Annotated in this window: 13 protein-coding genes; 4 read left to right on the top strand and 9 right to left on the bottom strand. The window is 65.4% G+C overall.

Annotated elements, in window-relative coordinates; genetic code table 11:
• Positions 1 to 87 precede the first annotated feature (87 nt).
• Positions 88 to 714, bottom strand: a complete 627-nt coding sequence (locus JN302_RS18075; protein WP_202313921.1) for a LysE family translocator — start codon at positions 712 to 714, stop codon at positions 88 to 90.
• A 199-nt stretch (positions 715 to 913) separates the two neighbouring features.
• Between JN302_RS18075 and JN302_RS18070 the strand changes: the two genes are divergently transcribed.
• Both JN302_RS18070 and JN302_RS18065 read left to right on the top strand, forming a co-directional pair.
• Positions 914 to 2,242: an IS4 family transposase gene (locus tag JN302_RS18070; protein WP_202332839.1), complete on the top strand. Its 1,329-nt coding sequence runs from the start codon at positions 914 to 916 to the stop codon at positions 2,240 to 2,242.
• Positions 2,243 to 2,516: 274 nt separating this feature from the next.
• Complete coding sequence (locus JN302_RS18065) at positions 2,517 to 3,071, top strand: dihydrofolate reductase family protein (protein ID WP_202313919.1); 555 nt, start codon at positions 2,517 to 2,519, stop codon at positions 3,069 to 3,071.
• A 111-nt stretch (positions 3,072 to 3,182) separates the two neighbouring features.
• Here JN302_RS18065 and JN302_RS18060 read toward each other — a convergent pair whose 3' ends face one another.
• Positions 3,183 to 4,202: an NADP-dependent oxidoreductase gene (locus JN302_RS18060; protein WP_202333964.1), complete on the bottom strand. Its 1,020-nt coding sequence runs from the start codon at positions 4,200 to 4,202 to the stop codon at positions 3,183 to 3,185.
• Positions 4,203 to 4,525: 323 nt separating this feature from the next.
• Here JN302_RS18060 and JN302_RS18055 point away from each other — a divergent pair, with 323 nt between their 5' ends.
• The gene (locus JN302_RS18055; RefSeq protein WP_202333963.1) at positions 4,526 to 5,746 is read left to right on the top strand and encodes an amidohydrolase family protein; all 1,221 of its coding nucleotides are present in this window, start codon (positions 4,526 to 4,528) and stop codon (positions 5,744 to 5,746) included.
• Positions 5,747 to 5,782: 36 nt separating this feature from the next.
• On the opposite strand, the gene JN302_RS18050 is transcribed toward JN302_RS18055, so the two are convergent.
• From JN302_RS18050 to JN302_RS18020, 7 genes are all read right to left on the bottom strand, one after another.
• Complete coding sequence (locus JN302_RS18050; RefSeq protein ID WP_202313913.1) at positions 5,783 to 6,469, bottom strand: ABC transporter ATP-binding protein; 687 nt, start codon at positions 6,467 to 6,469, stop codon at positions 5,783 to 5,785.
• Complete coding sequence (locus JN302_RS18045) at positions 6,466 to 7,215, bottom strand: ABC transporter ATP-binding protein (RefSeq protein WP_202333962.1); 750 nt, start codon at positions 7,213 to 7,215, stop codon at positions 6,466 to 6,468. Before JN302_RS18045 ends, JN302_RS18050 begins: the two co-directional genes overlap by 4 nt.
• Positions 7,208 to 8,179, bottom strand: a complete 972-nt coding sequence (locus tag JN302_RS18040) for a branched-chain amino acid ABC transporter permease (protein WP_202334326.1) — start codon at positions 8,177 to 8,179, stop codon at positions 7,208 to 7,210. The genes JN302_RS18045 and JN302_RS18040 overlap by 8 nt, the downstream gene beginning before the upstream one ends.
• A 5-nt stretch (positions 8,180 to 8,184) precedes the next feature.
• Complete coding sequence (locus JN302_RS18035) at positions 8,185 to 9,105, bottom strand: branched-chain amino acid ABC transporter permease (protein WP_202333961.1); 921 nt, start codon at positions 9,103 to 9,105, stop codon at positions 8,185 to 8,187.
• 222 nt (positions 9,106 to 9,327) lie between these two features.
• Entirely contained in the window at positions 9,328 to 10,467 is a 1,140-nt protein-coding gene (locus tag JN302_RS18030) for an ABC transporter substrate-binding protein (protein WP_202313907.1), read from the bottom strand.
• Between the two features lie 23 nt (positions 10,468 to 10,490).
• On the bottom strand, positions 10,491 to 11,327 hold the full coding sequence (kynA, locus tag JN302_RS18025) for a tryptophan 2,3-dioxygenase (RefSeq protein WP_202333960.1): 837 nt from the start codon (positions 11,325 to 11,327) through the stop codon (positions 10,491 to 10,493).
• 2 nt (positions 11,328 to 11,329) lie between these two features.
• Positions 11,330 to 12,949 carry a benzoate-CoA ligase family protein gene (locus JN302_RS18020; RefSeq protein ID WP_202333959.1) on the bottom strand — a complete coding sequence of 540 codons (1,620 nt, stop codon included), beginning with the start codon at positions 12,947 to 12,949 and terminating at the stop codon, positions 11,330 to 11,332.
• A gap of 379 nt (positions 12,950 to 13,328) precedes the next feature.
• On the opposite strand from JN302_RS18020, the gene JN302_RS18015 reads away from it, so the two are divergent.
• The gene (locus JN302_RS18015) at positions 13,329 to 14,159 is read left to right on the top strand and encodes an alpha/beta hydrolase (RefSeq protein WP_202333958.1); all 831 of its coding nucleotides are present in this window, start codon (positions 13,329 to 13,331) and stop codon (positions 14,157 to 14,159) included.
• The last annotated feature ends 175 nt before the right edge of the window (positions 14,160 to 14,334 follow it).

The following is a 14,334-nucleotide window of genomic DNA, read 5'->3' as shown; positions in this document are numbered from 1 at the left end:
GGATCTCACGCGGCGCGCCGGAGAAATCCGTTGTCAAATCAGCAGGATCGGGCCGCAGGCGCACCATGCTCCTCAACATGAGAGGGGTCATGGCAAGAGGCCGACAACAAGCGTGGCAACCAGCAACAGGGCAAGCACGATGTTGGTGCGACGCGACGTGACCGGGTCGTAGAACAGCGCGGCCAGCGACACACCGATCGCCAGCCAGAAGACATGAATGAAGACAATCATTGCCGAGAGCACGACGATCTTGGCGGCCGCGTCCACGATCGGCGCCTGAGCGGCGAGACTCGCACCGGCAAAGACGGCCGCGATCGCCAGATAGGCCTTCGGGTTGGCAACGCCGAGCAGGAAGCCTCCGGCGAAGGACGGCGCAGGCGCATCGCGCTCCTGCCTTGCCAGCGGCGGCGCGGTCGCGATGCGAAATGCCAGATAGAGGATATAGGCGACAGACGCCGCGACCAGCAGCGGCAACAGGCGGGGCATCGACAGAAGCAGCGCCACGAAGCCTGCGGCAACGGCGAGAAGCACGGCGATCGTCCCGGCCACGAGCCCGGACATATAGGGAACCGACCGCCGGAACCCGTATGCGGCGCCGACGGCGGTCACGCTCACCGTCGAAGGTCCCGGGCTGCCCATCACCGCAAGCGCCGCCATGACCAGCGCCAGCAAGGACCGCCACAGTTCCGCGTCCCGGGCAAGCTCCGTCGCCATCGCCTTCTCCTCCCCAGGACCCTAGCGTGTGCACACAAGTGGTTCGTTGTGCTGTCAAGAGGGATTTGTGGTGATCGTGGCTTGAAGCCGTTGAATCGTTTGTGATTCTGTATCTGCCGTTGTTGATTCGGGAGACATCGACTGTGGCACTGTTGCGTCTTGGACACTTCAGCGACCTGCGCCTGCAAAAAAGGGGGACATGGTGCTGGAGCGCGTATGCACGCGGATCAGCACGAGCCTGCGTCAGTTGGCCGACACACGCGCCGAAAAGATCGCGTTCACGCGCTTCTTTGGCAATCCGCGCGTGAGCCCGCTGGAGATCCTGCGCACCGCGGCGGCCCGAGCCGGCGAAGCGGCGGCCGGGCGTCACGTGCTGATCATCGAGGATACCAGCGAGATCAACTATCAGGCCAAGGCCTTGCGCAAGCGCGGCCTTGGCCGGGTCGGCAACGGCACCGATGTCGGCCTGTTCGTGCATCCGGCGCTGGCTGTGGATGCCGCCGACGGCAGCGTGCTGGGCCTTGCCGGTGCCACGATCTGGCGGCGCACCAAGCCCAAGCAGGCGAACTATCAGGCGCTGCCGATCGAGGACAAGGAAAGCCACAAATGGCTCGCCACCGCCCAGGCGGCGCGCCGGGCCTTGCCCGAGACGCCGCTTGCCACGGTGATCGCCGACCGCGAGGGCGACATCTACGAAGTGTTCGCCCGGCTGCCCGACGCGCGCACGCATGTGCTGATCCGCGCCACCAAGGATCGGGCGCTTGCCGAGCACGGCCGCCTGTTCGCCGAAATCGCCAAACAGCCCGAAGCCGGCCGTCTCGTCTTCGAACTGGAGGCCCGCCCCGGCCGGCCGGGACGCACCGTCACCCTCGCCGTCCGCTTTGGCCAGGCCAGCATACGCCAGCCCAAGACCGGCGCCGACCGGCGCGATCCGCGCTCGCTCAGCCTCAACATCGTGGAGGTGCGCGAGATCGATCCGCCATCGCCCAAGGAGGCGGTGATCTGGCGGCTGCTGACCACCCACAGCGTCACCACGCTGGCCGATGCCGCCCGCATCGTCGACCTCTACCGCCGGCGCTGGACCATCGAACAGCTGTTTCGAACCCTGAAGTCGCAGGCCATCGATGTTGAGGAAAGCCTGCTTGCCGACGGCGAGGCGCTCGAACGACTGGCTGCAACCACGCTGGTCGCCGCCACAAGGGTCATGCAACTCGTCCATGGCCGCGATGCGGCCGGCGCCGCCTTCGAGGCGGCGCGGCTGTTCGATCCGGCCGAGATCACCGTCCTCGAGGCGCTGATCCGCAGGCTCGAAGGCAGGACCGAAAAGCAGAAGAACCCGCACCCCCGACACAGCCTCGCCTGGGCCGCCTGGGGCATTGCCCGGCTCGGCGGATGGACCGGCTATGCCAGCGAACGGCCCCCGGGCCCCATTACATTCACCCGTGGCCTCCGACGCTTCCACGCCATCGCCGAGGGTTTTGCCTTGGCCAGCAGCCTTCAACCACAGATAGATGTGTGCGCACGCTAGCCCCAGGACCAGGGGTGAACGGTCACGGCTCATCAGGACAAAACTAGCGGAGGCGTATCCGGCGGTCTTGGACGATCGTGCAGTGGTTCGGCTGGCCCGTTGGCCGTGTAGAAGGCGATGCCGTGGGACCAACTCGTGGGAGACGCGTCGGGCAGCCGGACCGGCCTGCATCCTACATTGCCTTCCCTAAATTTAAACCAGTTGCATTACAGGATCAGTTAAGCTATGCCCTTATCTGCTTGCAAATTGCAACTGGATTCTTAGGAGGATGCGCATGGCCAGGTTGATCGTCTGGAATCTCGTGACCGTGGACGGCTATTTCGAAGGCGCCAAAAAGTGGGATCTCGACTTCCACAACCTCGCCTGGGGACCCGAACTGGAAAAACTGAGCGAAGAATTCGGCGACAATGCCGCGGCGCTCGTCTTCGGTCGGGTGACCTATGAGGGCATGGCCAACTACTGGAGATCGGCCGAGCCGGGCAAGGTCGCGACCTATATGAACGCGCTGCCGAAACTGGTCGCCTCGCGCACGCTGACATCGGTCGACTGGAACAACAGCCGGGTGACCGCCGACATCGTGCCGGAACTGAAGCGCCTGAAGGCCGAGCTGACGAAGGAGCTTTATGTCTTCGGCAGCGCCGACCTTACGCATTCCCTGCTGGAAGCCGGTTTGGTCGACGAGTTGATGATTTGCGTCGTGCCTGTGCTTCTGGGCGAGGGTACGCTGCTGTTCAAGCCAGGTCGGAAGACGGGGCTCGATCTCACCGAGACTCGTCGTCTGGGAAACGGCGCCATCATAAACAGCTACGCGGTGAAGCAGGCAGACTGAACTGCCGGATCGTCCACATGGCGCACGGAGCCGAAGGCCCCGTGCATCGGTAAGTGTGACAGCTCCGGGTCGGACACTGCCGTTTGCTGCCGGATTCCGAGCGTCAGGTCTTTATGCGCTCACCCTTATGATAAGCTTGCCGAAATTGCGCCCCTCGAGCAGCCCGATCAGCGCCTCCGGAGCATTCTCGAGCCCGTCGACGATGTCCTCGCGGTAGCGGACCTTGCCGGCGGCGATCCACCCGGCCATGTCGCGATAGAAGGCCGGGCGCTGGTCGACGAATTCCCTCTGGATGAAACCGCGGATCGTCAGGCTGCGGCTCAGCACTTCACGCATGACGACCGGCAGGCGATCCGGCCGGCTGTCGTCGATGGCGTTGTATTGGGCGATAAGGCCGCAGACCGGTATTCGGGCAAAGTCGTTGAGCAGCGGGAAAACGGCGTCCCAGACCTGGCCACCGACATTCTCGAAATAGACGTCGATCCCATCAGGGCAGGCAGCCTTCAGTCTTTCCGGAAAATCCGGGGCGCGATGGTCCACGACCGCGTCGAAACCGAGTTCTTCCCGGACGAAGCGGCATTTGTCCTCGCCTCCGGCGATGCCGACCGCCCGCGCGCCCTTGATCCGGGCGATCTGGCCGACCGCCGAGCCCACGGCGCCGCTGGCGGCCGCGACCACGACGGTTTCGCCCGGCTGCGGCCGGCCGATCGTCAAGAGGCCGGCATAGGCCGTGAAGCCCGGCATGCCCATCACGCCGAGCGCGGTGGTCAGCGGTGCCGCGCCCGGATCGAGCCTGCGAAGACCCGTTCCATCCGACAGGGCCAAGCTCTGCCAACCGGAATGGGACAGGACGATTTCGCCTTCCGCGAAGTCCGGATTGCGCGACCGCACGACACGCGCAACCGTTCCGCCCTCCATCACGGCGTCGATCTCGACCGGCTTGGCATAGGACCTGCCGGCATTCATGCGCCCGCGCATATAGGGATCGAGCGACAGATACAGTATCTGCAGCAGGAGCTCGCCCTCGCCCGGCTCGGGAACCGCGGTCGTTTCCAGGCGGAAGTCGCCGGGCTTCGGTCGGCCGGTCGGCCGCGCCGCCAGGACGATGCGCCTGTTCGTTTGTGCAGACATAAGAACCTCCATTCGATCAAGTGCCCGGTCATGCGGAAAACCGGTTCCGAGGACGCGGAACTCCGAGATTGTCGCTCAGTATCGATTCTTCGCGTTCGCGACGGAAGATACCCCGTCGCTGAAGCGCGGAAACCTCCTTGTCGACGGAAATCGTCGCGGCCGGCGGGAACAATCGGGAGCATCACGGAAGCCGCCCGCCCCGCAGAAAACCGGCTGCGCCTCCCATCTGCCGGCAATGGTCCGCCCAGGGCCCGCTTGCCAAATCGCCGCCGTGCGCCGGATAGTCGCCCCGCGCTTTCCCATCCGCCTGACCGGAGCTTTTCATGACACAAACCTTCGACGCACTGTTCGAGAATGCTCGCTTCGCGGACGGCACTTCAGGCGCGATCGCCGTAGATGCGGGCCGGATTGCCGCGATCGGTGAGGCTGCAAGAGGCGCGACCGTTCGAACCGTCGTCGATCTCGGCGATACACTGGTCGTCCCCGGATTCGTCGAAGGACACATCCATCTCGACACCAGCTTCTACGGCGACGCATGGAAGCCGCACAAACCCTGCACGGCCGGTTTCGACGTCCATGAACGCGTCGAATTCCAGCGGCAGAACATGGCGACGGCGGCGCCGATGGATGAGCGCGCCCGCAGCCAGCTCGAGCTCTGCATCTCCCACGGCACGACGCATATGCGCAGCCACGTCATGGTCGACGGAACCGTCGGCCTCAAGCCGCTCGAAACGATCCTGGCCGTGCGCGAACAATATCGGGACGTGATCGACATCCAGCTCGTTGCCTTCCCCCAGAACGGCATCCTCGCCTGCCCCGGCACGGCCGAACTGCTCGACGCCGCTTTCGATCTCGGCTGCGACGTCATCGGCGGGCTCGACCCGGCATCCTTCGACCGCGACGTCAAAGGCCATCTCGATATTGTGTTCGGGATTGCCGAGAAGCGCGGCGTTCCGATAGACCTCCATCTGCATGACGGCCACCTGCTCGGCATCTTCCAGATCGAGGAGATCGCCGCGCGCACGCGCGCGCTCGGCATGGAAGGCAAGGTCGTCGTCAGCCATGCCTATGCCCTGGGCGACGTCAGCGCCGACATACTGGCCAGAACCGCCGACAAACTCGCCGCGGCCGGTGTCGCAATCATGACCAATGCGCCGGGCGACCACCCCTTCCCGCCGGTGCTGGCGTTGCGCAAGGCCGGCGTCACCGTCTTCGGCGGCAGCGACAATATCCGGGATTCCTGGTGGCCCTATGGCGATGGCGACATGCTGGGCCGGGCCATGATGATCGGCTATCGCTCCGGTTTCTACACCGACCAGGAACTGGCGGCCGCCTTCGACGCCGTGACGGAAGCCGGCGCACGCGCGCTCGGTCTGGAAAGCTATGGATTGCGTGTCGGGGCTCCGGCCGATTTCGTCGCGCTCGAGGCCGCCCATGTGCCGGAAGCCGTGGTCGCGGTTCCCGGTGGCCGCCGAGCCTTCAAGGCGGGCAGAGCCGTGACTACGGATGGCAAGCTGCTTCAGCGAACCACGCGCACAGCATGACGCCCATCACGACCGCGAACCAATAGACCCCGGACGCTACACGCCGAGATACCGGTCCTGGAGCTCCGGCGTCAGCGCCTGCGGCGTTCCCTCGAAGACGGTCGTGCCTTTCTCCAGAACGAAGCAGCGATCCGCCACGGGCAACAGTTCGGCGAGCGTCTTGTCGACGACGAGGATCGACTGGCCGGCAGCCTTGAGGGTGCGGATCGCCGCCCAGATGTCCTTGCGGATGACGGGTGCCAGCCCCTCGGTGGCCTCGTCGAGGATGATGAGCCGCGGATTGGTCATCAAGGCACGACCCACTGCCAGCATCTGCTGCTCGCCGCCCGACAGCGTGCTGGCGAACTGGTCGCGCCGTTCACCGAGCCTCGGAAAGAGTTCCGTGACCCGGGCCTCGGTCCAGACGCCCTTGCGCGCGGCGGCGACCAGGTTCTCGTGCACGGTGAGATTCGGGAAACAGCGGCGGCCCTCCGGCACCAGGCCGATGCCGAGGCGGGCGATGCGGTGCGGCCGCATGCCGGCGATCTCGGATCCGCCGAAGGCGATCCGGCCTCCGCGCGGCCGGATGAGACCCAGCACGGAGCGGATCGTCGTCGTCTTGCCCATGCCGTTGCGGCCCATCAGGGCAACCACCTCGCCCTCGGCCACGGCGAGCGAGACCCCGAACAGCGCCTGCGAGGCGCCATAGAAGCTCTCAAGCCGGTCCACTTCGAGCAGGCTCACGCTTCTTCTCCCAGATAGGCCCGACGCACCTCGGCATCGCGGCGGATCTCGTCGACCGTCCCGGTCGCGATGACCCGTCCATAGACCAGCACCGAGATGCGGTCGGCCAGCGCAAAGACGGCGTCCATATCGTGCTCTACGAGCAGGATCGGCGCTTCGGCGCGCAGTCGGTCGAGAAAACCGGTGAGACGCTTCGATCCTTCAGGTCCCATGCCGGCCATCGGCTCGTCGAGCAGGAAGGCTTTTGGCCCCAGGGCAAGCGCGATGGCAATCTCAAGCTGGCGCTTTTCGCCGTGGGACAGTTCCGCGGACGGCAGCGACGCGCGGTCGGCAAGGCCCACACGTTCGAGCATGGCCATGGCCGGCTCGGTCAGCGAACGGTCCCGCATCACCGGCCGGAGAAAGCGGAAGGTTTTGCCCTGGCGTGCCTGCACCGCCAGCATCACGTTGCGCAGAGCGGAGAATTCGGGCGCCAAGGACGAGATCTGGAAGCTTCGCCCGAGCCCGAGCCGCGCCCGCTCGGCCACGTCGAGCGGGCCGATGTCGCGGCCGAGGAAGGAGATGGTGCCGCCATCGGGCCGGATCGTGCCGGAGATCTGGTGGATAAGCGTCGACTTGCCGGCGCCGTTCGGGCCGATCAGCGCATGGATCTCGCCCGGCCGCAGCTCGAGGCTGACGCCATCCGTCGCCTTGAGAGCGCCGAAGGTCTTGGTGAGGTCGCGGATGGCAAGGATCGGCTCAGCCATAGCGCGCTTTCCCCGCGAGCAGGCCGACGATACCACCGCGCGCGAAGAGTACCACGGCGAGCAGGATCAGCCCGAGGAAGAACTGCCAGCGCTCGGTCATGCCGCCCAGCACGAATTCGAAAAGCACGAACAGCATCGCACCGGCAACCGGGCCGAAGAGTCGCGCCGTGCCGCCGAGGATGATCAGCACGATCAACTCGCCCGACATCTGCCAAGACAACATGGACGGACTGACGAAGCGGTTGAGATTGGCGAAGAGCACGCCCGCCACGCCGGTAATCGCAGCGGACATGACATAGGCGACGAGCCTTGTGTGGAACGGCTCGATGCCGACCGCTGCGAGCCGCGCCTCGTTCTGCCGTGCCGCCTGCAAAGCGGTGCCGAAGCGAGAGCCGCCGACAAGCGCGAACAGCACGAGGGTGACCGCCAGAACGGCGAAAGAAAGCAGGAAGAAGGTCAAGGGATCGGCCGTGTTCAGGCCGGGAAAGGCGCTGCGCAACGGCAGCGACAGGCCGTCCTCTCCACCATAGGCCGGCCAGGAGATGGCGAAATAGTAGATCATCTGCGCGAATGCGAGCGTGATCATGATGAAGTAGACGCCCGATGTACGCAGGCTGATCACACCGGTCGCCAGCGCCACGAGCGCGCAAACCACGATCGCGACCAGCCAGGCTACCCAGATCTGGTCGCTGGCTGGAATGCCAAGAAACAGAGGCTCGGCATTGAGAGCGTGCATGCCCAGTATGCCGGCGGCGTAGCCACCGATGCCGAAGAAGGCGGCATGGCCGAAGGACACCAGCCCGCCGAGACCGAGGGCGAGATTGAGGCCGACGGCTGCGAGGGCGAGGATCGCCATGCGGGTCGCGAGCGTGATGTAGAACGGCTCGCCCAGCGCCTGCGCGGCGAATGGCAGGGCCAGCAGCAGGCCGGCAAGCGACCAGTTGACGATCGTTTCGCGGCGCATCGCAGTCATGCCGTCACCGCAAACAGGCCTTTCGGCCGGACCGCCAGGATCAACGCCATCACGACATAGATCAGCATCGAGGCGAGCGCGGCCCCGACCGTCGCTCCGTCCGACGGCCCGAGGAACAGGCTGAAGAGCTTCGGCAGGAGGAAGCGTCCCAGCGTGTCGATCAGCCCGACAAGGAGCGCCCCGACCAGCGCACCCTTGATCGAGCCGATGCCGCCGATAACGATCACCACGAAGGCGAGGATAAGCACCGGCTCGCCCATGCCGACCTGCACGGATTGCAGCGCGCCGACCAGAGCGCCAGCCAGGCCCGCCAGTGCCGCGCCCAGCGCGAAGACGATGGTGTAGAGGGTGCGGATGTCGACGCCAAGCGCGGCTATAATCTCGCGGTCGGATTCGCCGGCTCGGATGCGCATGCCGAGCCGCGTGCGCGCGATCAGCCAATAGAGCCCGACGGCGACGGCGATGCCGACGCCGATGATGGCGAGCCGGTACAGCGGATAGCTGAAGCCGCCCGGAAGCTCGACGGCACCCGAGAGCTGGGGCGGTATGTCGAGATAGAGTGGAAACGAGCCGAACAGCCAGCGCGTGCCTTCCGAGAAGATCAGGATCAACGCGAAGGTGGCCAGCACCTGGTCGAGATGATCCCGCTCATAGAGGCGGCGCACGACGAGAATCTCGACCAGCGCGCCGGCGGCGGCCGCCGCGGCGAGGCTCGCCGCCAGCCCGATCCAGAACGAGCCGGTCGCGGCAGCGACCGCCGCGCAGGCGAAGGCGCCGATCATGTAGAGCGAGCCATGGGCAAGATTGATCAGGCCCATGACGCCGAAGATGAGCGTCAGCCCGGCGGCCATCAGGAACAGCATGACGCCGAACTGCAGGCCGTTGAGCAACTGCTCCAGGAGAAGTGCGATCGACAAAATGGTTCCCGGTCTTAGAACTGACGTGCAGCTTGGCTGCTTTGGCGGCGGAGCGGACTCGGCGGCGGCGACCCCCCTCCCGACTACGGTGAGAGGGTGAGGCGATATCTCAGCGTTCCGCCGCCCCACCTGCCTGCCCGTCCTCCGCAGCAGTTGCGCAGCAGCTGCGGAGGGTGGACCGGCATCTTCTCCCGCAAGCGGGGAGAAGAGAGGCTGCCGCAATTACATCTTGCAGTCCTTGGCGTAGGCGTCCTGATGGTCTTCGAAGGCCGTGCCGACGATCTTGTTGGTAATGACGTCGCCGTCCTTGATCACCTCGCGGACATAGACGTCCTGGATCGGATGGTTGTTGTTGCCGAACTTGAAGTCGCCGCGGGTCGATTCGAAGCCGGCCTCCTTGAGCGCGGCACGGAACGCTTCGGCGTCCTTGACGCTCGCCTTGGAGGCGGCGGCGACGATGAGGTTCGCCGTGTCGAAGCCCTGGCTGGCGTAGAGCGAGGGGATGCGCCCGTACTTGGCCTTGAAGGTCTCCACGAACTTCTTGTTCGTCTCGTTGTCGAGGTCGGGCGACCATTGCGCGGTGTTCCTGACGCCGACGGCCGCATCTCCGATCGCGCCGAGCACATCCTGGTCGAAGGAGAAGCCCGGCCCGGTGACAGGGATCTTCACGCCCGACTGGGCATATTGCTTCATGAACGCGATGCCCATGCCCCCGGGCAGGAAGATGTAGACGGAATCGGCGCCGGAATCACGGATCTGCGCGATCTCGGCCGCGTAATCGGTCTGACCAAGCTTGGTGTAGAGCTCGCCGGCGAGATCGCCCTTGTAGAAGCGCTTGTAGCCGGTCAGGGCATCGGTGCCGGCCGGATAGTTGGGGGCCAGGATGAAGGACTTCTTGTAACCGGCCTGGTTCGCATAGGCGCCCATCGCCTCGTGCAGATTGTCGTTCTGCCACGCGACGTTGAAATAGTTCTCGTTGCATTTGGCGCCGGCCAGTGCCGACGGCCCGGCATTCGGCGACAGGTAGAACTTGCCCTGCGCAACCGCATTCGGCACCACGGCCATGGCGAGGTTCGACCAGATGATGCCGGTGAGGATGTCGACCTTGTCGCTTTGGATCATCTTGTCGGCGATCTGGACGGCCATTTCCGGCTTCTGGGCGTCGTCCTCGGTGACGACCTCGATCTCCTTGTTGCCCGACTGTTCGAGCGCCAGCATGAAGCCGTCGCGCACGTCGATGCCCAGGCCCGAACCGCCGCCCGACAGCGTCGTGATCATGCCGATCTTGATCGGTTCGGCGAATGCCGCTCCCGACACGCCGATCGACAGGGCCATCAGGCTCGCCGTAAGAATTCTCTTCATCGTCTCGCTCCTCCCGTTGTTTTCTAGAGTTCGGTACGCACTTTCCAGAGTTCTGGGAAAAGTACAACCTCCAGCATCCGGCGGAGATAGGATACTCCCCCGGTTCCGCCCGTTCCCTTCTTGAGGCCGATGATCCGTTCGACCGTGGTGACGTGATTGAAGCGCCAGCGGCGGAAATAGTCCTCGAAATCGACCAGCTTCTCGGCCAGCTCGTAGAGCATCCAGTGCCGCTCCGGCTCGGCATAGACCGCCTTCCATGCGGTGAGCACGGCCTCGTTCTCCTGCCGCGTCCCGCGCCAGTCGGTGCGGGCGGCGTCGGGGCCGATGTCGAAACCCTGCCGCGCGAGCAGGCGCAGCGCCTCGTCATAGAGGCTCGGCCGCGCCAGGATCGCCTCCAGCTTCGCCGACGCCTCGGCGCGATCGGCATGCGGCTTCAGCATCGCCAGATTGCGGTTGCCGGCAAGGAACTCGATCGCCCGGTATTGCCAGGATTGGAAACCCGAGGACTGGCCGAGCGCGCCGCGGAACTTGGTGTATTCGCTGGGTGTCATCGTGCGCAGCACATCCCAGGCGCTGTTCAACTGTTCGAAGATCCGCGCCACGCGCGTGAGCATCTTGAAGGCCGGCTCCAGCCGGTCCTCGCGGATGGCGGCGCAGGCGGAGCTTGCCTCGTGGATGGCAAGTTTCATCCACAGTTCCGAGGTCTGGTGCTGGATGATGAACAGGAGCTCATCGGGCGAATCCGACAATGCCGATTGTGCCGCGAGAAGCTGGTCGAGATGCAGATAGTCGCTGTAGGACATGGGCGCTGCCACGGCGGTGCGGATTCCGTCTTCGCGTTCGTCGCGCGTCTCGGCCATGCTCAATGTTCCTCACGCAGGCGGAAACGCTGGATCTTGCCGGTCTGCGTCTTGGGCAACGCGTCGAGGAAGACGACCGAGCGCGGATATTTGTAAGGGGCAATCGTCGCCTTCACGTGATCCTGCAGGCGCTGGACCGTCGCGGCATCGGCGGTGACGCCCTCGACCAGCACGACATGGGCTTCCACGATCTGGCCGCGCTGCTCGTCCGCCTTGCCGATGACGGCGCATTCGCGCACGTCGGCATGGGCGAGCAGCGCCGCTTCAACCTCGGGGCCGGCAATGTTGTAGCCGGCCGAGATGATCATGTCGTCGGAGCGGGCGGCGAAATGGAAGTAGCCGTCGGCATCCTGGACAAAGGAGTCCCCCGTCAGGTTCCAGCCGTCGCGGACATATTTCTCCTGGCGCTTATCGGCGAGATAGCGGCAGCCGGTCGGCCCTCGCACGGCAAGCCGCCCCACCTCGCCTCGCGGCACTTCGTTCATATCGGCGTCGACGATCCTGGCCTCGTAGCCGGTGACCGGCTTGCCCGTGGTCGCGGCGCGGGAGTCGCCCAAGCGGTTGGTGATGAAGATGTGCAGCATCTCGGTGGCGCCGATGCCGTCGAGGATCGGCTTGCCAGTCTTGCGGCACCAGTCCTCATAGACCGGCGCAGGCAAGGTCTCGCCGGCCGAGACGGCCAGGCGCAGCGAGGAGAGATCGGCGCCGTTTTCCATCGCTGCGAGCATGGCGCGATAGGCGGTGGGCGCGGTGAAGCAGATCGTCGCCTTGTAGGTCTCGATGATCTCGATCATGTTCGGCGGGGTGGCGCTTTCGAGAAGCGTCGCGGCCGCTCCGAAGCGCAGCGGGAAGATCGCCAGGCCGCCGAGGCCGAAGGTAAAGGCGAGAGGCGGCGATCCGACGAACACGTCTTCGGGCGTCACGCCGAGCACTTCCCGCGCATAGCCGTCGGCGACGATCAGCAGGTCGCGATGGAAATGCATCGTCGCCTTCGGCTCGCCTGTCGTGCCCGAGGTGAAGCCGAGCAGCGCGACGTCGTCGCGGCCGGTATTGACGGCGTCGAACTTCACCGACTTGTTGAGCGCGATGCGGTCGAGCTCGGCGTCGTGATTGGCCGTGCCGTCGAAGCCGACCACCTGCTTGAGGAAGCGGCTCTCCTTGGCGCAGGCGACCAGCTCGTCCTTGATGCGGGTGTCGCAGAGCGCCAGCGAGACCTGCGCCTTGTCGACGATCTGGCCGAGTTCCCGGGCGCGCAGCATGGGCATTGTGTTGACCACCACCGCGCCCGCCTTGGTGGCGGCCAGCCAGCAGGCGACCATGGCGGGATTGTTGGCGGAGCGGATCAGCACGCGATTTCCAGGCTTTACGCCATAATCCTCGACGAGAGCATGCGCCAGCCGGTTCGTCCAGTCCGCCAGTTCCTTGTAGGTGCGGCGGCGGCCGTTGCCGATCAGCGCCGTATTGTCGCCGAACCCTTTCGCGACCATGGCGTCGGTCAACTCGACCGCGGCATTGAGATGGTCGGGATAGTCGAAACCGTCGAGCAGGAAGTCCGGCCACTGCTCCGGCGGCGGCAGGTTGTCGCGCGCGAATGTGTCGATATGCGCTGTCGGTCCAAGCATGGTCGTGGCCTTACATCGGTCGCAGGCTGCCCGGCACGCACTGTACGCGGGCCGGCTGCCTGATCGGGTTGCGGCGAAGGGAGGTCGGCAAGCAGGGCGACAGCGGCCGCGCGCCGCAGCCGGCGCCCGCCGGCACAAGCGACGTGGCCGTGGAGACAGGTCGAACGAAACATGCGGCCATCGTCACGGCGAGACCTCCCTTCTCGACTGAGCCTACGAATGGATCGCATCTGCCGAAAACTATTTCAAGCATAAAGTTTCTGTGCGAGATTGACATTCATGTCGGCGCGCGCCAGTTGCAGCCGGATAGAGGCACTATGTCTTTCTTCCCGAAACCGGTGCCCACTTTCGGGAAACATGCTTTGGGGAGGGATTGCCGATGATCTGTCGCCGGATCGAGGACTGGGACGACGCCTATACGAACGGCGCCCATATCGCCGGCGGCGAGCGCTGGCCGGCCGCCTGGGTCGAGCCCGCACGCGCCTTCCGGGAAGAACTCGCTTCGGCTGGCCGCGCCAGGCTGGACCTCGCCTATGGCACCGGCGAGCGCAATCGTTTCGACCTCTTCCTGCCGGAGACCGAAACGAAAGGCCTGGTCGTCTTCGTCCATGGCGGTTACTGGCTACGGCTCGACAAGAGCTTCTGGTCGCATCTGGCGGCAGGTCCGCTGGCAAACGGCTACGCGGTCGCCATGCCGTCCTACACGCTCTGCCCAGATATTCGCATCTCGGGCATCGTGGCCGAGGTCGCCGCCGCGATCGGCGCGGCCGCCGCCTTGATCGACGGTCCGCTGATGCTGACCGGACACTCCGCCGGCGGCCATCTGGTCAGCCGCATGATCAGTGCGACCTCGCCGATAGCCGCGCCGGTGCAAGCGCGCATCCGGCATGTCGTTTCCATATCGGGCGTTCACGATCTGCGCCCGATCATGCGCACCGCGATGAACGGGGATCTGCGCATCGACGAGGCCGAAGCGCTGACCGAAAGCCCGGCGCTGCTGCGGCCGATGGACAATGCCCGCATCACCTGCTGGGTGGGCGGCGGCGAGCGCGCCGAGTTCATCCGCCAGAACGCGCTGCTCGCCAATGTCTGGACCGGGCTTGGTGCATCGACCGCCGCGGTGATCGAGCCTGACCGCCATCACTTCAGCATCATCGACGGCCTCGCCGACGCCGCGCATCCGCTAACGCACTGCCTGCTGGGGGATTGAGGAAGGCGCCAAGGTTTCCCTCCCCCTTGAGGGGAGGGTGGCCGCGAAGCGGTCGGGTGGGGTTCTCTCCTTTAAGCGCGAGGAGAGTTTTTTACGTCGCGCACGGCCGCAGCCACCCCCTCTGGCTGCATCGCAGCCATCTCCCTCTGAAGGGGGGAGAAAGCGCTGCGAAGCG

Source organism: Mesorhizobium sp. L-8-3 (assembly GCF_016756615.1).
Taxonomy (GTDB): domain Bacteria; phylum Pseudomonadota; class Alphaproteobacteria; order Rhizobiales; family Rhizobiaceae.
Note: the sequence above shows the minus strand (reverse complement) of the source record. Positions and strands in the feature narration are given on the sequence as shown.